The sequence below is a fragment of the Clostridium rhizosphaerae genome (assembly GCF_016765585.1).
Lineage (GTDB): Bacteria > Bacillota > Clostridia > Clostridiales > Clostridiaceae > Clostridium_AT > Clostridium_AT rhizosphaerae.
Window position 1 is genome coordinate 381,548 of sequence record NZ_JAESWC010000018.1, and the last position, 26,574, is coordinate 408,121.

Genomic DNA, 26,574 nt, shown 5'->3' on the forward strand with positions numbered 1-26,574 from the left:
AAATTTTTTATGCTGCTGCACACTACCACTTCCTTAATTTACAACAAAATTAGCATCACTACTACATTAACCATTGTACAGCATTTATAAAAATATTCAACTTTTTTATTTATCACATATGAAAACTCATTCAAAATTCCAATACTGCTATCAAAATTTACTTGCTTAATATCCCTTCAACAGTTTTAACCAATTCCTTAACTACATACTCTGCATCTTCAAATTTAAGAGTTGAATATAAAGGAAGTGTTATTTCATTAGCATATTGAGAATAAGCGTTAGGATAATCCTCTAACTTATATTTTAAATTTTTATAAACAGTCAACTTAGGAAGCGGCATAAAGTGCACATTTGTTGCTATATCTTTTTCAGCCATTAGTTGAATCACATTATTTCTTTGCTCCTCATTAACCCCTTTCAATCTTAATGGATACAAATGATAGCAAGTCTCAGTATTTTCATATTTATCAAATGGCAGTACAGCCCATTCTTTTTCTTTAAGCATTTCATTATAAATACCATGTATCTTCTTTCTAATCCTCATCATATCATCAAATCTTTTAAGTTGAACACTTCCAATAGCAGCCATAATATCAGTCATATTACATTTAAATCCATCAGTAACTATATCATACTGCCATGCTCCAGCCTTCATCTTTGATAATGCATCCTTTGTTTGTCCATGTAAGGATGTGTACTTAAATTCTTTATATAAGTTTTCCTTACCTTTAAAATTATTATTGTTATATGTTATTGCACCACCTTCTGCGGTAGTAAGATTCTTTACTGCATGAAATGAAAATACATGGAAGTCCATTTGTCCTCCAACCTTCTCGCCTTTATAGGAAGCACCAAAAGAATGAGCGGAATCTGAAATAAGAACTATATCTTCCCTATTTTTAGCTTTGATAACACTTTTAACAGCATCATAATCTACTGGTACTCCTGCAAAGTCCACAGTAATTATTGCTTTAGTTTTTGGTGTTATAGCATCATATATTTTTTGTTCATCTATTAGAAAACTGTTTTCTTTTACATCTACAAACTTTGGTTTTATACCTCTATGCAGGAGTACATTTGATGTAGCAGCAAATGTATATGGGGTAGTTATAACTTCATCTTCTCCACAAATACCTAAAACTTTCAATATTAATTCAAGTCCTGCAGTATTGCTGTTTAATGCAACCGCATGATTAGTTCCACAATAATTTGCCATCTCTTCTTCAAACGAAGCAGTCTTTGGTCCTGATGTGATCCATCCTGACTTCATTACCTCAACTACGGCATCTATTTCTGCTTGTGTTATATCAGGTGGTGAAAATGGTATTTTCTTATTCATACAGTAAACCCTCTTTCTTCAAAATAAAATTCATACTATTTCCTATAAAATTCTTTTATAGTTTTACATACAAACTCAACTTCCTCCATAGTCATTTCTGGATAAATCGGAAGCGCTATAATTTTCTGTGAAACCCTTTCAGCTATCGGGAAGTCACCTTTCTTATAACCTAAATATTCAAAACTTTTTTGCAGATGCAGCGGCATTGGATAATATATACTATATCCAACCTCATTTTTCTTTAAATATTCAGCTAAGCCATCTCTATCTTCTGCCAAAATATTAAATACATAAAACACTTGCTTTTGGTCGCCTTTTGCTATTGGCAATTTTATATACTCACAGTCAGCTAATCTTTCCATATACATTTGTGCAATTTTCTGTCTCTTTTTTATTGCTTCATCTATGTACTTTAACTTTACAGATAATATCGCAGCTTGAATTGTATCTAACCTGGAATTATATCCAATAAAATCATAATGATATTTTTGGGTAGCTCCATGAACTCTAAAGCTTTTAGCAAGTCTCGCTAAGTTATCATCATTTGTTACTATCATTCCGCCATCACCATAGCCACCAAGAGTCTTTGTAGGGAAGAATGAATATACTCCAAAATCTCCGATAGTTCCAGAATGACTATAGCAATTTCCATTACCCTTCCATCTCATTCCAAATGCTTCTGCAGCATCCTCTAAAACTTTCAAATTGTATCTCTTAGCCAAGTCCATTATTTTATCCATTTCAGCCATCTGATCAAATAAATGTATAGGAAGAATCCCAACAGTATCTTCATTTATTTTCTCCTCTATTTTACTAACATCAATTCCAAAGGTCTCTTCATCAATATCAACAAATACCGGTTTTCCTTTATGTCTTGTAATACATGAGGCAGAAGCTAAAAATGTAAATGGTGATGTTATCACTTCCTTACCATCTTTGAATCCAAGTATATCCGAGGCAATTATTAAAGCGTCTGTTCCCGAAGCAACACCTATAGCGTATTTCGCTCCTGTATATTCTTGAATTTCTTTTTCAAATTTAGATACCTGCTCTCCTAAAATAAAATTGCCTTTTTCAATAATATTTTGGATAGCGCTATCAAACTCATTCTTTTTCTCATGATATTCTCTTTGAGAAGTATAAAAATTCACTTTCATAATAATCTCTCCTTTATGTTAATTTGCTATTATTACTTTCACTCCGGATTTTTGTATTTTTTCTACTTCATCACTTGATGCTTCCCAATCAGTGATAACTATATCAAACTCATTTGCGTCTAAAGTCTTAGAGAAAAATTCCACACCAACCTTATCAAAATTTGCAAGACATATTTTTTTTCTAGAAACTTTTGCAACTGTTTTTTGGAAGATAGCCCCTTCCGGTGTAGAACTGCTCAAACCATGCCCAGCTGAAAATCCCCCACCTGTCAAAAATGCTAAATCTATTCTTAAATTTGATATAAACTCTGTTGCTAAAGCATCTACTATCCCTTCTTCTTCTTTAATCTTACCACAAACTATGTAAGTTTCTATATTACAAATTTGTTTGAGTTTATCAGCTATAGTTAAAGAGTTTGTAACAACTGTAAAATGAATGTTTGTAGGGATATACTTTATCAGTACATAGTGAATGCTAGCCCCTCCGATAAACACAGTATCATCTGCCTCAATTAGACTTGCAGCTACTTTTGCAATGGCATTTTGATGTTCTGTTCCATCACTATATCTTAGTTTTTCATTTATAGGCAATCTTCTTACTTTTGATAAAGGAATTGCTCCACCATGTGTTCTTTTTATTAATCCTTCTTCTTCCATAATAGTCAAATCTCTTCTTATAGTATCTATAGATACTTTAAATTCTTCAGATAGGTCCTTTGCAAAAACCCTTCCTTTAGATTTAACCATAGCCAGTATTCTTTCTCTTCTTTCCTCAGCAAACATCCAATTCATAACCCTTCTCAATTAATTTCTACATTTAATCCATAATACAATAATATCATGTTTATGCTGTTTTGTTAATATATTTTAATCAGTTTTATGCTTTTTTATGCATGTTGAAAGTAATATTTTTAAAAGATGTAATACATTTGCAATAATATAAAAATCTGCTAACTATAATAGCTAACAGATTTTATTATTTAACATATAATTATTTTAGGTTATTATCAAATTCCTTAAAAAGATCAACAAAGTTAGGATTATTTCTTATTGTCAACAAATACTCCAGAAATGGCTTTTGTAAATCCTTTCTTCTAAGTGCAAACTCTACTGTTGCCTCTAAAAATCCTAACTTATCACCAACATCATATCTTCTACCTTCAAAATTATAAGCATACATAGCTTCACTTTGTATAAGCGTTCTTAGTGCATCTGTTAGTTGTATCTCTCCGCCTTTTCCAGGAACAGTATTATCTAACACATCAAATATTTGAGGAGTTATTATGTATCTACCTAATATTGCTATATTTGATGGCGCCTCTTCTTCTTTAGGCTTTTCAACTAAATCCTTTACTTTGTAAACTCTATCTTCTATATGCATTCCTTTTACTATTCCATACTTTGACACATCGCTCATAGGTACTTCCTGAACACCTAATATCGTAGTCTTATATTCAGTATAGCAGTCAATTAATTGCTTGAGGCATGGAACCTTGCTGTCTACTACATCATCACCAAGCATTACCGCAAAAGGTTCTCTCCCAACAAATGCCTTAGCACAACTTATGGCATGCCCTAACCCCTTAGGTTCCTTTTGTCTTATGTAATGTATGTTAACCATATTAGATATGTCTTTTACCATATTTAGTAATTCTTCTTTACCATGAGCTTCTAGCTCTTGTTCAAGTTCTACGGATTTGTCAAAGTGATCCTCTATGGCTCTTTTGTTACGTCCGGTAATAATTAAAATTTCTTCTATACCTGAAGCAACAGCTTCTTCAATTATATATTGTATAGTTGGTTTATCAACAATAGGAAGCATTTCCTTAGGTTGAGCTTTTGTAGCAGGCAAAAATCTTGTTCCTAGTCCTGCTGCCGGTATAATAGCCTTTTTTACTTGCATAAACAAATCTCCCTTCAGCCAATTCTATACTTATTATAAACTAGTTTAGAATAAATTACAATTATACTCTTTATTCTTCCTAAAATGACATACTTTAATACAAAAAGAAATAAGCATATTTTTACCATAACTTGTCATTAATTTTGTGTGTTTCCTAGGTTATCTGAATTATACTACTTTATTATTTATATAATATATAGTATAATGACTTGGTTAAAGTATTAATTTTAATTTGTCGAAGGAAGGTAGTATTATGGAAAATAATAAAAAAAGAAGTGATAAACATAAACAGACTAAAAAGAAAAATAAAAAACCTGTTGTAATATCCATCGTAGTAATTCTGCTTTTAATAGTCTCCTCTGTGTTTGGTGCAGGTTATTATTATTTAAGCAAAATTAATAATAGCAAAATATCTAAAAGCAATGAAGATTTAGGTATAAATAACGAAGCACAAAAAAGAATCGAACAAGAAGATCCTAATAAAGATACAGTCAATATAGCACTATTTGGGGTAGACAGAAGAGAAAAAAATGAAGCAAGTCGTTCCGACTCAATAATGATAGCTACAATAGATAAAAAGCATAAAAAAATTAAGCTGTCCTCTGTAATGCGAGATACCTACGTTAATGTACCTGGACATGGAATGACAAAAATTACTCATGCATATGCATATGGTGGAGCTCAACTGGCTATAAAAACTCTAAATGAAAACTTCCAATTGAATATTAAAGATTATGCTACAGTTGACTTTTTCAGTTTGGAGAAAATCATTGATTCAATGGGTGGAGTTACAATCGATGTAAAAAAAGAAGAAATACCATTAATTAACCAAAACATGATAGAAACCGCTGGAATAGAGAAAAAGTCTATTCAGACAGTAACTAAACCTGGAACATTAAATTTAAATGGAATGCAGGCAGTTGCATATTCTAGAATAAGATATGTAGGAAATGGCGACTACGAAAGAACAGAAAGACAGAGAAAAGTTTTAGCAGCACTATTTGGAAAGATACAAGCTGCTGGTGTAGCTAAATATCCTTCCATAGTTTCTACTTTGCTTCCATATACAGAAACAAGTATTTCTAATTTAGATTTAGTTTCTATGGGAACTGGAGTTTTAACTTCTGGTACTAAAACTCTTGACCAAGAAAGATTCCCAGTAGACGGCTACTGCGATGGTAAAATGATAGGCGGCGTTTATTATTTAGTTGCTGATTTAAAAGCAACTACAGATCAAATGCATAAATATATCTTTGATGATATAAAGCCAACTGCTAAATAATAATTTGAACTTAATTAATTTAAAAAGATGTGCTACATGTAGCACATCTTTTTGATTACATATTTTTAAATGCTTGGTCAAGTTCTCTAACCACTTCATCATTGCTATCAAGTTTTTTAGCAATTTCAAGATGATTTTTAGCCTGGGCTATATCTCCAGAGTTTAAGTAGCACATTATTAAATTTGTACATATTTCAATAGACTTTGTTGCTTCAAAAGCCTTTCTTAAATACCTTATTGCCGTTTCAAAATCACCCAAAGAAGCATAGTTGATTCCAAGTTCATTTACGACCTCTACCAATGCATCATCAATAGTTAAAGCTTCATTTAGATAGTAGATAGCTTTTTCATAGTTTTCTAATATTCTATATGCTACTGCAATATTATAATATAGCGTTGCATCATTTCCATACTCATCTAATAAAGGAATTAAAAGCTTTAACGCACCATCTGGATCTTCATATAAAAGTCCCTTTCCCCTCTCATAGGCTACTATATTTTTTAGGGAATGATGAAACTCCGTAATAACAGGGGTCTGTTCTCCTCCCTTTGATATATATGTATTTAATAAATACATGGCAGTTTCAAAATCCCCATCTTCTCTTTTTATTATAGCCTCATAGAGAAAAGGTGCTGCAAAATCTTCAATTACTTTTGCTCTTTCAATTATGGAAAGCTCCTCTTCCTTAAAAGTTTTATCTTTAATTCTTATATTTTCTGCTAAAGAGAATAATCTTTCATAATTGTCTGCAGTTGCTTCAACGTAACTTAGGCCTTTCAAAAATATGTATGCATCCTCATACTTTTCATTTTTCACTTCATTAAATATAGCCGCTTTTATAAACGAAGTGCTATTAGGTATATTTGAAAGCATTTCAATGTATATATCTTTATACCTGAAGCTATCATCGATACCAATTACATAAAACATTCCTTCAATGAAAAAAGAAAGCGGTATATCCTCCATCTTATTTCCACCTTTAATACTATTAATAATCTTTGTAGATTTAATTGGCATGTACACATCATCATTTAAATAAATTTTAAATAAGTCCCTTAAACTTTCTTTTTTTATATCTAAAAATAATACTTCTTCAAGTCTTTGTGAGAAATAAACTTTCCCTTCCAATATATCACCTCTTAATAAAAATTATAAATATAATAGCACTGTAAAAGAGTGAGTTTCACCTCACTCTTGCATATTATAAGTTACAAGCTGTATTTATTATTTCCATAATATTATTTTTAAAGCTCTCAAGCTTTTCATCCATATCTTTTAAGCTGTTTCCAACACAAGACAAGTAAACTTTCATTTTTGGCTCAGTTCCTGAAGGCCTTACAACAAACCATGATCCATCCTCAAGTACGAACTTAAGTACATTGGATTTTGGAAGCTTTATAGTTCTTTCCTCAATATTAACTAAATCTTTCTCCACACTGAGTTTATAGTCCATTTTCTTAATTATCTTGACATTATTTATAGTTGATTTCATTGAATGCCTTAAGTATTCTAAAGCCTTACCTATCTTTTCCTGACCTTCTTTACCTTGAAGTTCTATAGAAACCAGGCTTTCTTTATAGTATCCATATTTATCATATAAGTTAATAAGTGCATCATATAAACTCATTCCCTTTGACTTGTAATATAAAGTCATCTCTGTTATTAACGCAGCAGCAATAACAGCGTCTTTATCTCTTACAAAGTTGCCTGCTAAATATCCATAACTTTCTTCAAAACCAAACAAGTATCTGCTGCTTTTTGTTTCCTCAAATTCTTTTATTTTTTCACCTATATATTTAAAACCGGTTAATACATCAATCAGCTGTACATTAAAACCTTCGGCTATTTTTCCGGCCATTTCAGTTGTAACTATAGTCTTTATAACAGCTCCATTGTTAGGAAGCTTGTTTGTTTCTTTAAGTGAAGCTAGTATATAATGAGTTAATAAAACCCCAGTCTGATTTCCGGTAAGAACCTTATAAGCTCCAGTATTATCCTTTACAACTACTCCTATTCTATCGCAGTCAGGATCAGTTCCAAAAATTATATCGGGCTTAACTTCCTTTGCCATATCCAAAGCTAAAGTAAATACCTTTGGATCTTCTGGATTTGGATAAGATGCTGTTGGGAAGTTTCCATCTGGTTGTTCCTGCTCTTTAACAACAAATACATTATCATAGCCAAGTTCTCTTAATACTCTTCTTATAGGCATATTTCCTGAGCCATGTATTGGTGTATAAATTATTTTTAAATCTTTTGCTTTATCTTCTACTAGTTCTTCTCTTATAGTTAGGTTTTTTACTCTATCTATATAGCTCTTATCTACTTCTTCTCCGATAATGTTTAATAATCCCTTATTTACAGCTTCATTGTAGCTTATTTTTTTTATTTTCGAAAAATCATCTACGTCATTTATACACTCTAATATTTCATTAGCTGCATTATCAGTAACTTGTCCTCCATCATCCCCATATACTTTATATCCATTATACTGTCTAGGATTATGTGATGCAGTAATTACAATACCTGCTTTTGATTTTAGTTGTCTTACTGTATAAGAGAGCATAGGCGTTGGTCTTAATGACTCAAACAAATTCACCTTAACATTATTTGCGCATAATACTAATGCAGCTGTTTCAGCAAATTCCTTAGACATTATTCTTGAATCATAAGCAATACTAGCTGAAGCTTCATCTCCATAGGTCTTTAAAAGATATTCCGCAAGTCCCTGAGTAGCTTTTCCTACAGTGAATATATTCATTCTGTTGCTTCCAGCACCAATAATACCTCTTAAGCCACCAGTTCCAAATTCAAGCTCCTTGTAAAATCTATCTTCCAACTCTTTTTCATCTTTAACACTTTTAAGTTCTTCTTTAGTAGCAGTATCAATCTCATCAGAATTAATCCACAATTCATACTTGTCTCTATATCTCATGATATTCCTCCCTATTGTTAAAAAAATAGTTTTTTTAAAATAAGTATACTTTCAACTTTCAAGTGTACTTATTTTCTAAAAAGCTAAACATTTTTATTATACTATAAAATTGTGGAAATAAAACACTTTATTATATATAAAGTTAGGGGAAAAGTAAAATTTTTACCTTTCCCCTAACAATTAAATATTTTCAACCTCTGGTGTATCCTTTACAATAGTATTTGTGTTAGCATCTATTATAGCAGCAATTACTGTATTAGCATCATCAACAAAGCTTATTTCGTTTGCAAATTCTATATCACCTATTCTATATGTATCTCCAAGCACTAAATTTGAAACATCAACATTTATAGACTTAGGAATATTTCCACCCTTACATTGAACTTTAACTTTATTTCTTTCTTTCTGAAGTATTGCTCCATTTCTTGTTACGTTATCCTCACCTGAAAACATCAGCGGTACTTCTGTAGTAACAACAGTTTCATTTGAAAGTTCTTCTAAATCAATATGCATAAATCTGCGGCTGATTGGATCCTTTTGAACTTCTTTTATCAATGCCATATGTTCTGTTCCGTCTATATCAATACTTACTACACCATGTTCACCATTTTTACTCAATTCTTTAGTTAGTTCTACTTCTCCAATTTCAAACAGCATATTTGAAATATTTTTTCCGTATAAGATACCAGGTATTCTACCATTTCTTCTTTCTTTTCTAGCTTCATGCGATGTTCTTTTTTCTCTTTTAACAGCATTTAAAATTTCCATTATTATCCCTCCTACTTTTTCTATTATTAACAGCAATTAAAATTTATATACATATGTTTTATGAGAATACTAATAATAGAAATATAAAAAAATCTATTTTATATTGCTTTTGGAAATTATATACATTATAATTATATTGCTTTGAGCAAACCTAAAATAACCATTGACTTTTCATGGCTTTATGGACGTATTAAAAGAAAGAAGGTGCCAATGCGCGGTGTATAAATTAGATCAAAATCAGACTCCTCTTTTTGATGCTCTTATGGAGTATGTTAACAGAAAAACAATTCCTTTCCACGTGCCTGGACATAAGAAAGGCTATGGTATAGATGAGGAATATAAAAATTTTATAGGTGAGAATCCTTTTAAGATTGATGTTACTGTATTTAAGCTTGTAGATAGTCTCCACCATCCTACAGGGCCTATTAAAAAAGCTCAGGAGCTAGCGGCAGACGCTTATGGATGTGATGCCTCCTTTTTTTCTATTCATGGAACTTCTGGGGCAATACAGGCAATGATAATGTCAGTAGTCAGTGATGGCGACAAAATAATAATTCCTAGAAATGTGCATAAATCTGTTACCGCAGGTATAATATTAAGTGGTGCGGTACCTGTTTACATGCAGCCTGAACTTGATAAAAAGGTAGGTATTGCTCATGGTGTTTCACCTGAAACTGTAGAATCTACTTTAAAGCAGCACCCGAACGCAAAGGCAGTTTTAATTATAAACCCTACCTATTATGGAGTCGCTACAGATATAAGAAAAATTGTAGATATAGTTCACAGCTATGATATACCTTTAATTGTAGATGAAGCACATGGTCCTCATCTTGGCTTTAATAAAAAACTTCCTATGTCGGCTATTGAAGCTGGTGCTGATATTTGCGCACAAAGTACTCATAAAATAATTGGTGCTTTAACTCAATGTTCCCTGCTTCAGGTAAATTCAAGCCGTATAGATAAACAGAGAGTACAGCAAATATTAAATATACTTCAAACAACTTCTCCTTCTTATATATTAATGGCTTCTTTAGACTGTGCTAGAAGACAAATAGCCCTTCATGGCGAAGAACTTTTAAATGCCACTATAGACCTAGCAAATTATGCAAGGGTAGAAATAAATAAAATACCTGGCTTATACTGCTTTGGTGAAGATATTTTAGGAAAAAGCGGGGCTTTTGCTGTGGATCCAACTAAAATCACAATAACCTGCAGAGACTTAGGTATTACAGGCTTTGACTTGGATATGATCTTATCAAATAAATATCACATCCAGATGGAACTTTCAGATTTATATAATGTTCTTGCAGTGGGTTCCTTTGGTGATACTAAGGAAAATATTGATAAGCTTTTAAATGCCTTAAGAGAAATAAGCATTGAATATTATGGCAAAGGAAACAGGAAATCTGACTTTATTGATATACCTTCAATACCTACTCAAATACAAAAACCAAGGGAAGCTTTTAACAGCGTTAAATCATCTATAAAGCTTATCGATAGCGTTGGAGCTATAAGCGGTGAGTTTTTGATGGCTTATCCTCCAGGTATACCAATACTTTGTCCAGGGGAAATCATTACCCAAGAAATAGTTGACTATATTGAAAAATTAAAATCTGCCGGTTTGTATGTTCAAGGAACTGAAGATCCTAAAGTTGAATATATAAAAGTTGTAAAACCTGAAGATGCAGTTTATATAAATATAGAATAAAAGATGCTGGACCTATATTGTCCAGCATCTTTTATTCTATAATCATGTTAAATCTCTGTTCAACCTTTTGTTTATTAATATCCTCTAAAAATCTTAAATACTGTGAATTACTAAAATTTAATACACTTTTATATGTTCTTATTATTCTTCTAAAATAAGATACTTGATCTGCTGCCCTTACAAGTGGTACCACAATCTTTTGATCAAATCTTACTTTGAACTTTTTCTTAATCTTTTCTGCAGCATCTTTTACTTCATCACAGCAATCCTGCACTGAAGCAATTAATTTTATCTTTTCAAAATTCAGTTCAAGTATTCTCTCATAAACTGGATAAAGACTGTCTAAAACCTCTTGATTAAAAGGAGTGTTATTTTCTAAAGCTTCAGATGCAGACTTGGAAAGCTTATTAATTTCTATATTGCTTTTTTCTCTAAGCTCTGGAATTATATTTATAACATGTTTAATTCTAAGAGCGTTTGTTACCTCCTGAGAATGTAGGTAATCAAAACCTTTAGCTGCTTCATTAAAAACTGCTTTATCTCCTTCTAAGGAATCTTCATTTTGAAAAGCCGCTAAAATACCGCTCCCTTTTTCACTGCTGTAAAAAGTTTCATAAAAATATGCAAGCTTAGCCAGTTCTCTTTGAACATTCTTCGACAAAACAATTTTATTATCTAAATCAATATACAAATAGCCTTTCGGTTCATCTCTAAAGGCTGTAAGGCTGCGTTTATAAATTATAACTTCTCTATAAAGCTTTCCATTTAGCTCTATTAAATTAGAAACTTTACATTTCTCACCCTTTTTCATATGCGGATTTATTAAACTGAGCATCTCCTTGGATGGTTTAAAATATGCCTCCATTTTATCCTCCTGTACCCTTATTTACTTATCAAAATATACTAATATAATTAATAATGTTATTATAACAAAAAGAACTCCACAAAGTGAAGTTCTTTATTTATAACTTTAAGCCTTCATACCCTCAATCAGTGCATTTTTATTAAGTTCAACAGCCTTTGAGGGAACTATATTTTCAATAGCCTCATTCCAATTTAAATTATCTAAGCCAATTGACTTAATTAATGCTCCTAAAAGCACAACATTTTGTGCTTTTATGTTTCCTAAGTCCTCTGCTATTTTAGCTGCATCTACTATAATTACATTATCTACATCGGATTTTAAGTTCTCATTAATATTTTCCGGGTATTTATCTTTCCCTATTAAAACTGTTACCGGATGTATCTCATAATCATTTACTACAAGATAACCACCTTTTTTTAAATATGGAACCCATCTTGCGGCCTCACTCTTCTCAAAGGCAACTATTACATCTGCCTTTCCTTTTTCTATAAGTGGTGAATAAACTTTTTCTCCAAATCTAACCTGTGTAGTTACACTGCCTCCTCTTTGAGCCATTCCATGAACTTCTGACATCTTAACATCATAGCCATGTTTCATAAGGCCCTCTGAAAGAAGCTTAGAAGCTAGTATAGTTCCTTGTCCTCCTACACCAACGAATAGTATATTTTTAACCTCGCTCATGTTATTCACCAACCTTTTCAATTGCATTAAACTTACAAGCCTGCTTGCAAAGCTCACAGCCATTGCACATATTTTTATCTATGCTTACAACATTATTTTTAAAAGAAAGTGCAGGACATCCTGTCCTTAAGCAAGCCTTACATTTCTTACACTTTCCCGCATCTATAACACACTTTAGCTTTGCTCTTTTCTTTTGAACATCCTTTATAAGCGCACAAGGCTGCTTTGTAATTATTACAAAAGGCTCAGAGCTTTCATACGCAATCTTAACTACTTCTTCGGTTTCTTTTAATTTATAAGGATCCACAACTTTAATATTTTCCTTCTTAATTCCGCAGGCAATAACTAATTCCTCTATATCTATAAAAGGAGATGGTTTTCCTTGAAGTGTTCTTCCTGTGCCTGGGTTTTCTTGATGACCTGTCATTCCTGTTATTCTATTGTCTAATATTACTGTAACAATTGGGCTGTTATTATATACTGCATTAATAAGTCCCGTAATGCCTGAGTGAAAGAAAGTTGAATCGCCTAAGAAAGAAAAAACCTTGCTGTTTCTATCACCCATCATGCTTGCCTTTTGGATTCCAATTCCGCCAGATATGGATGCCCCCATACATATTACTGTATCAGCCACATTAAGAGGCGGCATCATTCCTAGTGTATAACACCCTATATCACTTGCAGCTATTACATCCTTATATTTTGAAACTGCATAAAATATTCCTCTATGAGGACATCCAGGACAAAGCACAGGCGGTCTTGATGGAGGCAAAACACTAGTTGAATAGGCTTGTTCATTTTCTTGACCAAGTATATTTTTCCTTATTATATTTGGATTTAATTCTCCACATATTGGAATCAATTCTTTACCAATGCAGTTTATTCCCATAACCTTTATTGCATTTTCTAAATAAGGTTCATTTTCTTCTATTACATAAAGCTTATCTACTTCTTTTGCAAATTCTAATATCATTCTATCAGGCAGCGGATAGCTCATTCCTATTTTAAGATATGAAGCATTATCGCCAAAAACTTCTTTTGCATACTGATAAGAAATTCCGCTGGTAATTATTCCAATACTATTATCATTTAATTCTATTTTATTTAAATTTGACTTATTTGAATAATCACGCAGAAGCTCTAATCTTTCTTCTACTTCATAATGCTTTTTTCTTGCATTAGCAGGTATCATAATATATTTTTCAGTGTTTTTTACATAAGGCTTTACCACAGCTTGATCTTTATCCAATAATTCAACTATAGTCTTTGAGTGAGATATTCTAGTAGTAGTTCTAAATAAAACTACTGTATCAAACTGCTCGCTTATTTCATATGCAGCCTTCATAAAATCCTTGCACTCTTGTGAATCTGATGGTTCAAGCATGGCTACCTTTGCATGAGGTGCATAAAGCCTGTTATCCTGCTCATTTTGAGATGAGTGCATTCCAGGATCATCTGCAGTCACTACTACAAAACCGCCATTAACTCCTTCATAAGCCATAGTGAAAAGTGGATCTGCTGCAACATTAAGCCCTACATGTTTCATTGTTGTTAAGCTTCTTGCACCAGCAATAGATGCACCTGAAGCTACTTCGAAGCCTACCTTCTCATTTGGAGCCCATTCAGCATAAACTCCTTCATATGTTGCAAAGTTTTCAAGAATTTCCGTACTTGGTGTTCCTGGATAGGCAGAAGCTACGGTGCAGCCTGCTTCATAAGCACCTCTAGCTATAGCTTCATTGCCTGTCATTATTACTTTCATGATATAATCCCCCCATCAAAATTCTCATTTATTCCCCAAGTAATGATCCCAAAGCTATAGAATACAGTTTAGATCTAGAGCTGTCTGCTCTTGATACTAAAACTACTGGGCATTTTGCTCCTAGAATAATTCCTGCATTCTCTGCCTTAGCAAAATAAGTTAAAGCTTTTCCTAAGAAATTACCGCTTTCTATATTAGGTACTAAAAGTATATCTGCGTCACCAGCAACCTCGCTGACAATACCCTTATGCTTTGCAGCCTCTTTAGATATAGCATTGTCAAGTGCTAATGGTCCATCTATAGTGCAGCCTTTTATCTGTCCTCTTTTGTTCATTTGGCTTAAAACGGATGCATCTATTGTAGCCTGCATTGACGGATTTACAAGTTCAACGGCACAAATAGGCGCAACCTTTGGATTGCTTATTTCTAATGCGTGAGCTGCATTTACTGCATTCTTTATGATTTGAATTTTATCCTTTAACTCTGGATAAGGCACCATTCCACCATCTGTAAGCATTATTAACTTATGATAAGTTGGAACTTCATATACCATAACATGAGACAATATCTCCGCTCTTTTAAGATTGAACTCCTTATTTAATACTGCTTTTAGTAAGTCAGCAGTATTAAGCATACCTTTCATTATAAAATGTGCCTTCCCCAAAGCAACTAGTTCTACGGCTTTAAAAGCAGCTCGTTTATCATCAGTTTCATCAATTATCTCAATATCCTCAAGTAAAAATCCTTCTTTTGATGCTATGCTCTTTATTTTTTCTTCATTTCCAACAAGTATAGCATTTACAATACCAAGACTTACAGCCTCAGTTACTGCCTCTAAAACCTCTTTATCATGAGCAGCAGCAACTGAGATTGTCTTTTTTGCTTTCTTTTGTGCCAAGATTAATAAATCCTCAAGCCTTTTAACCATTTTAATTCCCCCACTTAAAATAATTAAAGATCATAATACATTTCAAACTCAATTGGTGATGGTACTGGTATAACCTTCATTACTTCTTTATTATATTTAAACTTAATCCAAGTATTGATAAAATGCTCATCAAATACTCCATTCTTAGTTAAGAATTCGTGATCTTTCTTTAATTCTTCTAAAGCCTCATCTAAGGACTTTGGAAGAGCTTCTATCTTGTTTCTTTCTTCTTCAGGCATATTAAACACATTAATATCAAATGGTCCATATCCTTCTTTGCTTGGATCTATCTTGTTTACTATACCATCAATACCTGCCATTAATAGAGCTGAGTATGCAAGATATGGATTTGCAGTAGCATCAGATGGTCTAAACTCAAATCTAACCTTTGCAGGGTCTTTAATATAGCCAGGTATTCTTATAACAGAACTTCTGTTTCCTGTTGCAAAACATACGGAAACTGGTGCTTCAAAGCCTGGAACTAATCTCTTGTAGGAGTTTGTTGATGGATTTGTAAAGCCTAATAATGCTTTTGAATGTTTCAATATCCCGCCTATAAAGTACAAAGCTTCCTGGCTCATTTTTGAATAGCCATTTACATCATAGAATAAGTTTTCTCCATTTTTTCTTAGAAGCATATGAACATGCATACCGCTTCCCGCTTCACCAAATAAAGGCTTAGGCATAAATGTTGCTGTTTTTCCATGAGCAACAGCTTCATTCTTAATAACATATTTAGCCAGCATTGTCGAGTCAGCCATTTTTAGCATGTCGCCAAGTTCAACTTCAATCTCAAGCTGTCCTGCCGATCCTACCTCATGATGATGATATTTTACCGGCACTCCCATTTCTTCAAGCTTTAATGTCATCTCGCTTCTTAAGTCATTGTTTAAATCATAAGGAAGACCTAGATGATAAGATTTTTGAAATGGTGCCTTGTATCCAAAGTTTTCTTCTTTGTAATTACTGTTCCATGGAGCCTGTTTTGAGTCAATAGTTACTTCCTGATGATGATTTCTTGTTTCATAACTTATGTGATCAAAAATGTAAAATTCAAATTCAGGTCCGATTACATATTCATCTGCAATGCCTAATTTTTTCAAATATTCTTCTGCTTTCTCAGCTATGTATCTTGGGTCACCACTGAATCTTCCGGCATTTTTTCCAATGGTATGAATATTTGCAACCATGCTTAGTGTTGGAATCTTGCAATAAGGATCAACAAATGCTGTACTCATATCTGGAATAAAGCACATATCAGAATTTTCTATAGTTGAATATCCATAACTTGAGCCGTCAAAGCCTATTCCTTCAGTAAACGTTTTCTCAGAAAGTCTTTCAGCTGGTATAGAGAGATGATTCCATCTTCCTGGTAAAGTAATTACTTTAAAATCGATTATTTTGATATTATTTTTTTGAATATACTCTTTAAGTTCATTTAAGTTGTTAAACATGTTAGTCCCTCCATTAAATTAATAAATATTGCATATATTCTTAATTTTAGTATAATACATGAATTATTTTTGTCAACCTTCTTGTGCAAAGTGAAAGTATTATTTCATAAATATTTAAAAGGATGGGCTATAAACCCATCCACTTAAGTATCTATATTTTCAATATCTTCTTCCGTATAAACTTTTATTCCGTTTCTACTTAAAAGTTCTGCAGTTACCCCATTACCAGAAATTTTTTCTCCGCTAAAGATCCCATTATATATTTTTCCATAGCCGCAAGAAGGGCTTTTTGCTTTTAATATTGCATATTCAGCATTTATTTCCTTTGCGATTTTTAAAGTTTCATAAGCTCCCTTTAAAAAAGCATCAGTACCCTCATTTCCATCTGCAGATATTACCTTTGCTATTCCATCTAATACACCTGCTCCATCACCGCCAACTATTTCATGAGGCAGTCTAGGCGTACTCATACCGCCAAGCTGCTCAGGGCATACCAGTACAGCTTTTCCTTCCTTTAAAAGTTTAAGCGTAGTTTCATTTAAATTGCTTTTCCCATCATATCTTGTGTTTATACCGCAAAGACACGCACTAACAATAATCATTTTAATTCCACCATTGTTACCCCGGTTCCACCTTCACCGTAAGCTCCTAATCTATAGCTTTTTACATGTGGATGCTTTCTAAGCATTTCATTTATTGCCTGCCTTAGTATTCCTGTACCTTTACCGTGAACTATAGTTACTTCATATAGCCCAGCTCTGTACGCATCATCTAAATATTTATCTGTTGTATATATAGCCTCCTCAGAATCCATTCCCCTTAAATCAACTGAAGACGAAACTGCTTTTAAGTTCAAGCTTACTTCACGCTTTTTGATTTCTTTCTTTTCATCTTTAGTAAGCTTTGACAATCTTAAATCCTTAAGTTTAACACTAATTTTCATAATACCAGCTTGAACTTGTACTTCGCCCTTATTATCTGGCTTTGAAAGCACAATTACCTTTTGATTTAAAGAAGGTAAAAATACTTCCTGACCTTCTTTAACATCTTTAAGTGCCTCGCCATCTTCATCATTTGCTTTATTCATTGAATCTTCAACATTTTCAAGCCTTGCTTTAAGTCTTTTTCTCTCTTCCTCAAGCTTTTGTCTTGCATCTGATGAATATCCAAGTCTTTCAAGCTCTCTCATGTTCTTCAATATTGTGTCTGCTTCTTCCTTTGCCTCTTTTACAACTCTTTTTGCCTCTCTCTGAGCATTAATTATTGCATTATCGCGAGTTTTTTGGAAATTATAAAGCTTCTCTTCATATTTTTCTTTAAGCTTTGCCGCCTCATTTTTTAAACCTTCTGATATTCTGGCATCATTTTCAGCCTTAATGCTCTTCTCCTGAAGGCTCTGAATAAGTTCTTCAAATTTGAGAGTATCAGTAGATATATTTTCTCTAGCAGCAGAAATTATATATTCTGGAAGTCCCAGCCTTTTTGATATTTCAAAAGCATTAGATTTTCCCGGAACACCAATTAAAAGTCTGTAGGTTGGTCTTAAAGTTTCCACATCAAATTCTACAGAAGCATTTTCTACATTTGTAGTTTTGAGAGCATAACCTTTTAGTTCGCTATAATGAGTTGTTGCAACAATCCTTGTACCTCTAGCCCTCAAATTTTCTAAAATAGACACAGCCAGGGCTGCCCCTTCAGTTGGATCTGTTCCTGCTCCAAGCTCATCAAATAATGCCAAAGATTTATCATCTGCTTCATGTATTATGTTTACTATATTTTTCATATGTGAAGAAAAAGTAGATAAGCTTTGCTCTATACTCTGCTCATCACCAATATCTGCAAAAACTTCTTTAAAAAAGCTTACAGTAGAGTTTTCTCTTGCTGGAATCATAATTCCGCTTAATGCCATTAATTGAAGAAGTCCTACTGTTTTTAGCGTAACGGTTTTACCTCCTGTATTGGGACCTGTAACTACAAGTGATGTAAACTCCCTTCCCAAATATATGCTGCTTGGAACAACTAGCTTTGGATCTATAAGCGGGTGTCTTGCTTCAATCAAATCAATTATCGCATTATCATTTACAGAAGGACATGTGCAATTATATTGACTTGCAAACTTTGCCTTAGCAAATATAAAATCAAGTTCCCAAACAATATTCGCATTATTTTTAACTACGGTAATATTATCATATACTTTTGAGGAAAGTTCACTTAGTATTCTTTCTATCTCTGCCTTTTCTTTAAGCATTAATTCTTTAATCTCATTATTCAGATTTACAAGGCTCATTGGCTCTATAAATAAAGTAGCACCTGAAGAACTCTGGTCATGCACAAGTCCTGGTACAGAGCCTTTATGTTCAGCTTTAACAGGAAGTACATATCTTTCTCCTCTTATTGTATATAAATTATCCTGTAAAAATTTTGAGTTTGACCTTATTAGTGAATTGACTTTATCCTTAATTGAGGCATTCTTATCTTTAAGACTTCTTCTTATATTATACAAGGTTGTGCTAGCCTTATCTGAAATTTCATCCTCACTTACAATTGCAAGAAGAATGTCGTCCTCAAGCTTTTTAAGAGGTACTAAGCCTTCGCAGATATCTTCAATCACTCTAAAAGCTTCTTCTTCCTCTCTTCTATTAACATATTCCTTAAATCTTCTGGCACATCTTAACAAGTTAGCAATTTTCAATAGCTGACCGGGCATTAAACTAGACCCTTTTTCAGCTCTGCTTATCCCCTCTCTTACATCATATAATCCTTCAAAGGGAGGGCTTCCCTTTTTAGCCAAAAGCATAAGTGCTTCTTTAGTTTCTTCAAGATGTTCTTTAACCTCATAAATATTATCATAAGGTTTTAAATCTTCTATAATATCTTTTCCTGCACTGGTTTGCGTAAAGTTTTTAATTATGTCCTTGATTTTATAATACTCAAGTACTCTTAAGGCTTTCTCATTCAAATTACTCAACTCCTCTTTTATAATGCCCCCTGGTGAAATTAACATATTCGCCCTGCCATTTTCCTTCTTTATAGGAACTTAAAACTTTTAAAGTTTCATCATAACCTTCATCTATTAAGTCAATTCTAAATGACTTTAATCCGCTTTCCTTAATCTCCTTCAAATTAGGTATTAAGTTTGTAGCAACTGTATTATATATATAACTTCTGCAAAACTTATCTGTTCTTAATGGAAACTGCTCTTCTTTTCTATCCTTTAACAAGTAATCACCATTTTGGCAATTTTCACTGCATGTGCTGCAGCTGCTTTTTCCGCCAAATACACTTCCTATTGGGCAGTATTCGCTTATCATTAGCTCCTCTTTGCCATAGACTTTTATTTGAAGAGGCAGTTTAGTATTTTTTATAACTTCACTAATTTCTTTTTTATTAAGCTCTACACTTAAGGAAGCACCTTTTATATAATCACTATAAAAATTAGCTGCATAGCTGTTAAATATATTAAGTTTATAGCTTCCTATTATTGAAATCTTATCTTTATATCTGTTTATAATACCTAAATTACCTGTCACTATTCCTTTGATATATGGTATGAGCTTATCAATAGTACTGCAGATATAGTCATACTCTCCTTTAATAATATTAGGCACTTTTAGGTATATATTGTTATGGTCAAACCTTTTTATATGTTCTATACTTAAATCATTTTGTTTCTTAAATATATCTATAGCTATTGCTCCAATAATTCCGCTATCCTTTACCGCTTTGATTTGTTCTTCGCTGCTTACAACTATTAGAGTCTCTGATAATTTATTTTCTTTATTCTCAAAAATATCATATTTTATATTATCAATAAACTTTCTTTTAAAGCTATTAATAATATGGTTCTCCAACTTATCTATGATCTCTCTTCGCACAGAATTTATAGCCGATACGGGCAAAAACCCATCTTCAAAACTTTCTATTTCTATATCTTCAAATTTAAGCGGAGTATCTCCGCTCTTTTTAAGATTTTCTTTAAGCTTTTTGAGTTCAACTGGCTTTTTTAAAGCTTGTTGTACTACATCACCAACCGCAATAAACTCTTTATTATCAAATATAACCTTAACTGCGAACTCCTCATTTACTTTAAAATTAACATAAGCTGTAACATTAATCTTTTTCTCATTAATATTCCTGTAATAGCCTTCAAGTTCCTTAAGGAGACTTATATCTGAGGTTTTATATAGCTCATCTCCTTCCTTATACTTAGAAGGCACAAGTTTAACCTTATCATTTCTATCAGCTTTTTCAATTTCAATACCATCTTTTATTATTTTATTAACTGTAAAGCCTTCTTCTCCTATTCTTACTCCATCACCTACAGATACAGCTTCTCTAAGCTCTACTAAAGAATTTTTCAAAGCCTTACCCAAAACTATTCCAGTATTTTTGGGGAAATTATATGCCATCATATCTCTTCCTTTATTTCCAAAGAAATAAGCCTTTGAAAAGCCTTCTCTATTAAAAAGTTTTAAGAGTTTTTTATTTTCTTCTTCAAAATTAAAAGCTTTTTTCTCATATACACTATCTATGGCTCTTCTATATACATCTACTACCCCTGCAACATACTCTGGTCTTTTCATTCTTCCTTCAATTTTTAGGGAAGAGGTCGAGCTTTCTATTATTTTTTCAATATCCTCTAAGGTACAAATATCCTTAGGACTTAAAATATAAGCTGATTTTTCTTTATTGCTTTTTTTGTCTATAAGAGTATACGGAAGTCTGCAGGGCTGAGCACATCTTCCTCTATTTCCACTTCTTCCTCCAATCATGCTGCTCATTAAGCACTGACCGGAATAGCATATACATAGAGCTCCGTGTATAAATATTTCTGTCTCCACACCTAAATCCTTTGATATATGCTTCACCTCATCTATAGAAAGTTCCCTGGAAAGTACTATTCTTTTAAAGCCAGCCTGCTTTAAAAAAATTGCTCCCTCACCATTATGCACTGTCATTTGTGTCGAAGCATGAATCTCTAAGTCAGGAAAGTTTTTTCTTATTAAAGCTGAAAGACCTATATCTTGAATTATGAGTGCATCCACACCTGCCTTATATAAAAATCTTACATATTCTATTGCTTCCTTTATTTCGTTTTCTTTTATAAGTGTATTTATCGTTATATATACTTTAACACCATTTAAATGGCAGTAATCAATTGCTTTTTCCATATTTTCTTCATCAAAATTAGAGGCGTACGCTCTTGCAGAAAACTTGCTCCCGCCAAGATAAACAGCATCTGCTCCACTTTGTACAGCTGCATATAAGCTTTCCATACTTCCGCTTGGAGCTAAAAGTTCAATTTTATTCATATTTTCTCCTTTCAGTCGAAACACTGGGTAGTATATCTGCCCGCTTAGGGCTTAAACCTAAATAATCCTAACCTTTATTATACAATTTAAAATAATTATTTGCTACATAAAAAATAAGAATCAGGAGTATTCCTCCCAATTCTTATTCTTTACAATAATTGCTTATAACTTTCATATAACTCTTCTATACATTTTTCCCAGCTGTAATTCCTTAAAACAAAGTTTTTAAGTTCACTGCTTTTCTTTTTTCTAAGCCCCTCATTTATTGATTCTAATATGCTGTTTTCCTCGTAAGGGTTAATATAAAGTGCCATATCCTTAAAATACTCCTTAGCGCTGCCCTCTTCGGTTGAAATAATACTGCATCCAGAAGCAGCCGCTTCTAAAGAAGAAAGCCCTGGTATTTCCACAAAGCTTGGAAGCACATGCATCTTACAGAATCTATAAGCATTATATATATGATAACTGTCTAAAAATCCAAGATAAAGTACATTTTTGTATTTTATACATTCTTCATAGTAAGCTCTGTCATTTATCCTTCCAATTAAGACAAGACCAATACCTATTTTTTCACAGGCTTTTGCTAAAGCAAGCTGGTTTTTTTGAGGAGTAATACGCGCTACACACAGTACATAGTTATTCAAATTATACCTTAACTTAAAATTGTAAAGAGGAGTTTCCTCATGTTCAATTTCTACTCCGTGGTGAACAATTTTAAAAGGTAAATTAGGACTAAAATCATTAGAAAGAAGCACTCTTTCAATATCACTATTTGGATATATCATTTTACAGCCTTTCAAAATCTCTTCTCTGTACAAGTTGCTTCTTTCTATAAGCTTTATATTTTCTGTTTCACTTTTGAAATAATAATACTTTTTAAGATTCCAATACATAGGAGTTACAACAATATTCTTTTTTTGTCTGTGTGCCTGCCTATAATATTTGTAGGTTTCACCCATCCTTGTTAAATTAAAAAGATGAATTATATCGTAATTTGAATAATCAGTAATATATCCGTCATTAATATCTACATCCACACCTAATTTTCTTAAATACTTTGCAATCATAATAACATTTTTCGAATCTCCTGCAAAGCTTCTCATATAGTCTCCTCTTGTGCAAAGCAATACCTTCATACATTATCCCCCTACAATTATGCGTTTATATAGATTTCAAGGTAAATCCATATAGTTCTCTTTGAAATATAACTATGCACATAATAATTTCAATATAACGATTTTTTATATTTATATAGAAAAAACCACATTTATGTTAATTAAATGTGATTTTTCCTATATAAATATAATTTTATTCTAAAGAAATCAATGGATTCTTCATCTTTTTTTCCTTTGCAAGATCAATCCCTTTTTCAATGAGTTTATTCTGCAAATCCATAGTCTTATATTTATAAGACTGAAGCTGAAACTTTAATTCCTTGTTTTCGGTTCTTAAAGCTTTTGCTTCTGCTAAATATTCTTTCGCACTTTCTTGTGTGAGCTGCAGCTCTTTATCCATTTTTTTAACTTCAATTTCTTTTGCTTTAATTGCATCTATCTCAGTTTCATTATTTAACTTTGTTTGAAGTTCTGAATTATAATCTTCTAAGTACTCTAACTGCTTCCTTAAAGTATTTAACTCTTCCTTTAAACTTTTTTCATTTTCAGATAGTTTATCCATCCTTTCTACAACTTCCTCATATGCTATATCATACTTAAACATTTCATCTGCTACATTAAGAGCTGTAAGGACAGCGGCTGATGCTACACTTAGTTTGGAGTTTCCCTCAATTATTGCTTTTAGCTTTTTATCAACATATCTTGCAACCTTGTGTAAATATTCTTCGCTTTCTTCGCCTCTTAAATTATATTCCATTCCATTTATATTTACATTAATTATATTCATGGGGCCACCCTCTTATTATTTTCATAGAATTTAAATTCATTTTAACATAAATTCACCCTATAGAGAACATTAATTTAACATTTTTTTGTATATTAATTTTATTTGTACCTGTTTAAGTATCACATAAACAAAAAATACTCCTAAAGCAAAGTCTTTGCTCTAGAAGTATTTTAAAATTATCTTAGCTGAGCCCCAAGCTGATGCTCTAAAGAACGTAATATTTTATCATGAACTTTATTAACTTCAACATCAGTTAAAGTTTTATTCTCAAGCCTGTAAGTCAATGAATACGCTATGCTTTTCTTGTCTTCAGGTATTTGACTTCCCTTATATACATCAAACAGTTTTATACTCTCAAGCATATTTGAGCCTTGTTTTCTTATTATATCTTCTATTTGCTGAACAAGTATACTTTCATCAACTAAAACAGCTAAATCCCTAGTCACAGCAGGATATTTAGGAAGAGCTTTATACCTTTTATCCATGCTGGTGAGTTTTACAAGCAAGTCTAAATCTAAAACTGCTACATAGCATCTTTCTTCAATTCCATAGTTATCATTAACATCAGGATGAATTTCTCCTAGAATCCCAATGTATTCCTTTTTGCTGTATATAGCAGCAGTTTTTCCTGGATGGAAAGTAGCATTATTACTTTCTCTTTGGAAAGATATATTGCTTATTCCTAAGATGCCGATTATATTTTCAACAATGCCCTTCAATTCATAATAATCAACTTTTCCGTACATTCCTAAAGTTATTATATTAGTTTCCTTTGGAAGCTTATTAGGATCTTCATTTGGAATATATACTTTTCCTATTTCAAAAAGCCTTGCTTCCTCATTGCTTCTTGAGTAATTTCTGCTTAAAGATTCCATCATTGATGGTATGGAAGTAGTTCTCATTATACTAAAATCTTCACCAAGAGGGTTTTTAATAGTAACAGTTTTTCTAAGCTCTGAATCTTGTGGTACAAGTATTTTATCAAACACTTTAGGACTTACAAAGGAATAACTTATGGACTGATTTAATCCGCTGCCTATTAATACTTCGATTATTTTGTCCTCAAGCTTTTGTTTCTTAGTTTTGCCGCCATTTAAAGAAACACCATTCATTACTGTAGTAGGTATATTATTATATCCGTATATTCTTGCAACCTCTTCTGCAACATCTTCCTTAATATTAATATCGCTTCTGAAAGTAGGCACTTTTACTACAAGAGTATCTCCATTTATGGTTGCACTCAGTTCTAATCTATCAAGGTATTCTTTCATTTTTTCTACTCTAATATCTGTACCTAAAAACTTATTCATCCATGAAGCACTTACTTCAAGAGTCTTCATCTCAATACGCTCAGGATAAATGTCTATAGTTCCCTGCATGACCTCTCCGGCACCTAATTGCTCTACAAGGCTGCAAGCTCTATTTATAGCTATTTCAGCTAAATTTGGATCGATATCTTTTTCGAATTTCGAGGAAGCTTCTGTTCTAATTCCTAAAGCCTTAGAAGAAACTCTTATATTAGTTCCATCAAAATTTGCACACTCAAATATTATTTCTTTAGTGTCTTCCTTAACCTCTGAATTAAGTCCTCCCATAATTCCAGCAAGACCTATTGTTCTGTTTCCATCTTTTATATTTAAAACTTCTGAATTAAGAGTTCTTTCAACTTCATCAAGGGTAGTAAATTTTTCGTTATTTTCTGCTCTTTCAACTACAATAGTATTAGAGGTTATTTCCCTTTTATCAAAAGCATGCATTGGCTGTCCTAGCTCAATCATAACAAAGTTAGTTATATCAACTATATTGTTTATAGGTCTAACTCCAGCCTGTATCAATCTTTCCTGCATCCATGCTGGTGACTGTTCTATCTTTATATTTTTTACTCCTCTTGCCATGTATCTTCTGCAAAGCTTACTATCTTTAACCTCAACCTTTAAAATATCAGTAATATTATCATTGTTTACCGCTTTATAGCTGGTTTCAGGCATAGTATATTTCACTCCCAGTGTAGCAGCAGTTTCTCTTGCTATACCGACTACGCTTAAGCAGTCAGGTCTGTTTGAAGTGATTTCAAAATCTATAACGGAATTATCTAAACCTAAAACATCCTTAATATCTTTTCCAACTGGAGTGTCGCTTGGGAGAATCATAAGTCCGTGAACTTCTTCTTCTCCTGCAATTCCAAGTTCTTCTTCAGAACACATCATTCCGTTAGATACGATACCTCTTAGCTTGCCCTTTTTTATTTTTAACCCGTTTGGCAGTGATGAACCATGAAGTGCAACAGGTACCACATCTCCAACCTTCATATTATTAGCACCTGTTACTATTTGAAGCTCTTCGCCTTGAGCCACATCCAACTGACAAATAACTAATTTTTCAGCATCTGGATGAGGTTCTATTTTAAGAAGCTTTCCTGTCACAACGTTTTGAATTTCATCTCCTGAAGTTATAACCTCTTCTACCTTTGAGCCTGAAAGAGTAAGTCTGTCAGCAAGCTCCTTAGGTGATATATCTATATTTACATAGTCTTTTAGCCATTTATAAGGTACTTTCATTATTTATTTCTCTCCTTCC

Annotated in this window: 20 protein-coding genes; 2 read left to right on the plus strand and 18 right to left on the minus strand. The window is 32.5% G+C overall.

Features of this window, described 5'->3' with window-relative positions; translation table 11 throughout:
• Nucleotides 1–157 precede the first annotated feature (157 nt).
• The 4 genes from JK636_RS20640 to galU form a co-directional block, all read right to left on the minus strand.
• The gene (locus JK636_RS20640) at nucleotides 158–1,339 is read right to left on the minus strand and encodes a DegT/DnrJ/EryC1/StrS family aminotransferase (RefSeq protein ID WP_202750870.1); all 1,182 of its coding nucleotides are present in this window, start codon (nucleotides 1,337–1,339) and stop codon (nucleotides 158–160) included.
• A gap of 35 nt (nucleotides 1,340–1,374) precedes the next feature.
• Entirely contained in the window at nucleotides 1,375–2,496 is a 1,122-nt protein-coding gene (locus JK636_RS20645) for a DegT/DnrJ/EryC1/StrS family aminotransferase (RefSeq protein WP_202750871.1), read from the minus strand.
• An 18-nt stretch (nucleotides 2,497–2,514) separates the two neighbouring features.
• Complete coding sequence (locus JK636_RS20650; RefSeq protein ID WP_202751129.1) at nucleotides 2,515–3,279, minus strand: DeoR/GlpR family DNA-binding transcription regulator; 765 nt, start codon at nucleotides 3,277–3,279, stop codon at nucleotides 2,515–2,517.
• A gap of 208 nt (nucleotides 3,280–3,487) precedes the next feature.
• Nucleotides 3,488–4,399 carry a UTP--glucose-1-phosphate uridylyltransferase GalU gene (gene galU / locus JK636_RS20655; RefSeq protein ID WP_202750872.1) on the minus strand — a complete coding sequence of 304 codons (912 nt, stop codon included), beginning with the start codon at nucleotides 4,397–4,399 and terminating at the stop codon, nucleotides 3,488–3,490.
• A gap of 253 nt (nucleotides 4,400–4,652) precedes the next feature.
• On the opposite strand from galU, the gene JK636_RS20660 reads away from it, so the two are divergent.
• Nucleotides 4,653–5,681 (plus strand): LCP family protein, encoded by a 1,029-nt coding sequence (locus tag JK636_RS20660; protein ID WP_202750873.1) that lies wholly within the window; start codon nucleotides 4,653–4,655, stop codon nucleotides 5,679–5,681.
• 55 nt (nucleotides 5,682–5,736) lie between these two features.
• On the opposite strand, the gene JK636_RS20665 is transcribed toward JK636_RS20660, so the two are convergent.
• The 3 genes from JK636_RS20665 to JK636_RS20675 form a co-directional block, all read right to left on the minus strand.
• The gene (locus tag JK636_RS20665; RefSeq protein WP_202750874.1) at nucleotides 5,737–6,810 is read right to left on the minus strand and encodes a tetratricopeptide repeat protein; all 1,074 of its coding nucleotides are present in this window, start codon (nucleotides 6,808–6,810) and stop codon (nucleotides 5,737–5,739) included.
• Between the two features lie 73 nt (nucleotides 6,811–6,883).
• Nucleotides 6,884–8,617, minus strand: a complete 1,734-nt coding sequence (locus JK636_RS20670) for a phospho-sugar mutase (protein ID WP_202750875.1) — start codon at nucleotides 8,615–8,617, stop codon at nucleotides 6,884–6,886.
• Nucleotides 8,618–8,797: 180 nt separating this feature from the next.
• A complete protein-coding gene (locus JK636_RS20675; protein ID WP_202750876.1) occupies nucleotides 8,798–9,385 on the minus strand; it encodes a 50S ribosomal protein L25 in 588 nt (195 codons plus the stop codon).
• Between the two features lie 217 nt (nucleotides 9,386–9,602).
• Between JK636_RS20675 and JK636_RS20680 the strand changes: the two genes are divergently transcribed.
• Entirely contained in the window at nucleotides 9,603–11,093 is a 1,491-nt protein-coding gene (locus JK636_RS20680) for an aminotransferase class I/II-fold pyridoxal phosphate-dependent enzyme (RefSeq protein WP_202750877.1), read from the plus strand.
• A 31-nt stretch (nucleotides 11,094–11,124) separates the two neighbouring features.
• On the opposite strand, the gene JK636_RS20685 is transcribed toward JK636_RS20680, so the two are convergent.
• The 11 genes from JK636_RS20685 to pheT all read right to left on the minus strand — a co-directional run bounded on the left by JK636_RS20685 (nucleotide 11,125) and on the right by pheT (nucleotide 26,555).
• Complete coding sequence (locus JK636_RS20685; protein ID WP_202750878.1) at nucleotides 11,125–11,958, minus strand: hypothetical protein; 834 nt, start codon at nucleotides 11,956–11,958, stop codon at nucleotides 11,125–11,127.
• A 105-nt stretch (nucleotides 11,959–12,063) separates the two neighbouring features.
• Nucleotides 12,064–12,639: an indolepyruvate oxidoreductase subunit beta gene (locus JK636_RS20690; RefSeq protein ID WP_202750879.1), complete on the minus strand. Its 576-nt coding sequence runs from the start codon at nucleotides 12,637–12,639 to the stop codon at nucleotides 12,064–12,066.
• 1 nt (nucleotide 12,640) lies between these two features.
• The gene (iorA, locus tag JK636_RS20695; RefSeq protein WP_202750880.1) at nucleotides 12,641–14,401 is read right to left on the minus strand and encodes an indolepyruvate ferredoxin oxidoreductase subunit alpha; all 1,761 of its coding nucleotides are present in this window, start codon (nucleotides 14,399–14,401) and stop codon (nucleotides 12,641–12,643) included.
• 28 nt (nucleotides 14,402–14,429) lie between these two features.
• A complete protein-coding gene (locus JK636_RS20700; RefSeq protein ID WP_202750881.1) occupies nucleotides 14,430–15,329 on the minus strand; it encodes a phosphate butyryltransferase in 900 nt (299 codons plus the stop codon).
• A gap of 23 nt (nucleotides 15,330–15,352) precedes the next feature.
• The gene (gene glnA, locus JK636_RS20705) at nucleotides 15,353–16,783 is read right to left on the minus strand and encodes a type I glutamate--ammonia ligase (protein WP_202750882.1); all 1,431 of its coding nucleotides are present in this window, start codon (nucleotides 16,781–16,783) and stop codon (nucleotides 15,353–15,355) included.
• 143 nt (nucleotides 16,784–16,926) lie between these two features.
• Nucleotides 16,927–17,385, minus strand: coding sequence for a 2-thiouracil desulfurase family protein (locus JK636_RS20710; protein WP_202750883.1), 459 nt, complete (start codon nucleotides 17,383–17,385; stop codon nucleotides 16,927–16,929).
• A complete protein-coding gene (locus tag JK636_RS20715; protein ID WP_202750884.1) occupies nucleotides 17,382–19,742 on the minus strand; it encodes an endonuclease MutS2 in 2,361 nt (786 codons plus the stop codon). Before JK636_RS20715 ends, JK636_RS20710 begins: the two co-directional genes overlap by 4 nt.
• Before the next feature lies 1 nt (nucleotide 19,743).
• The gene (locus tag JK636_RS20720; protein ID WP_202750885.1) at nucleotides 19,744–22,095 is read right to left on the minus strand and encodes a U32 family peptidase; all 2,352 of its coding nucleotides are present in this window, start codon (nucleotides 22,093–22,095) and stop codon (nucleotides 19,744–19,746) included.
• Nucleotides 22,096–22,244: 149 nt separating this feature from the next.
• Complete coding sequence (locus JK636_RS20725; protein ID WP_202750886.1) at nucleotides 22,245–23,231, minus strand: glycosyltransferase family 4 protein; 987 nt, start codon at nucleotides 23,229–23,231, stop codon at nucleotides 22,245–22,247.
• 172 nt (nucleotides 23,232–23,403) lie between these two features.
• Complete coding sequence (locus tag JK636_RS20730) at nucleotides 23,404–23,997, minus strand: cell division protein ZapA (protein WP_202750887.1); 594 nt, start codon at nucleotides 23,995–23,997, stop codon at nucleotides 23,404–23,406.
• Nucleotides 23,998–24,173: 176 nt separating this feature from the next.
• Nucleotides 24,174–26,555 carry a phenylalanine--tRNA ligase subunit beta gene (pheT, locus tag JK636_RS20735; protein ID WP_202750888.1) on the minus strand — a complete coding sequence of 794 codons (2,382 nt, stop codon included), beginning with the start codon at nucleotides 26,553–26,555 and terminating at the stop codon, nucleotides 24,174–24,176.
• Between the last annotated feature and the right edge of the window lie 19 nt (nucleotides 26,556–26,574).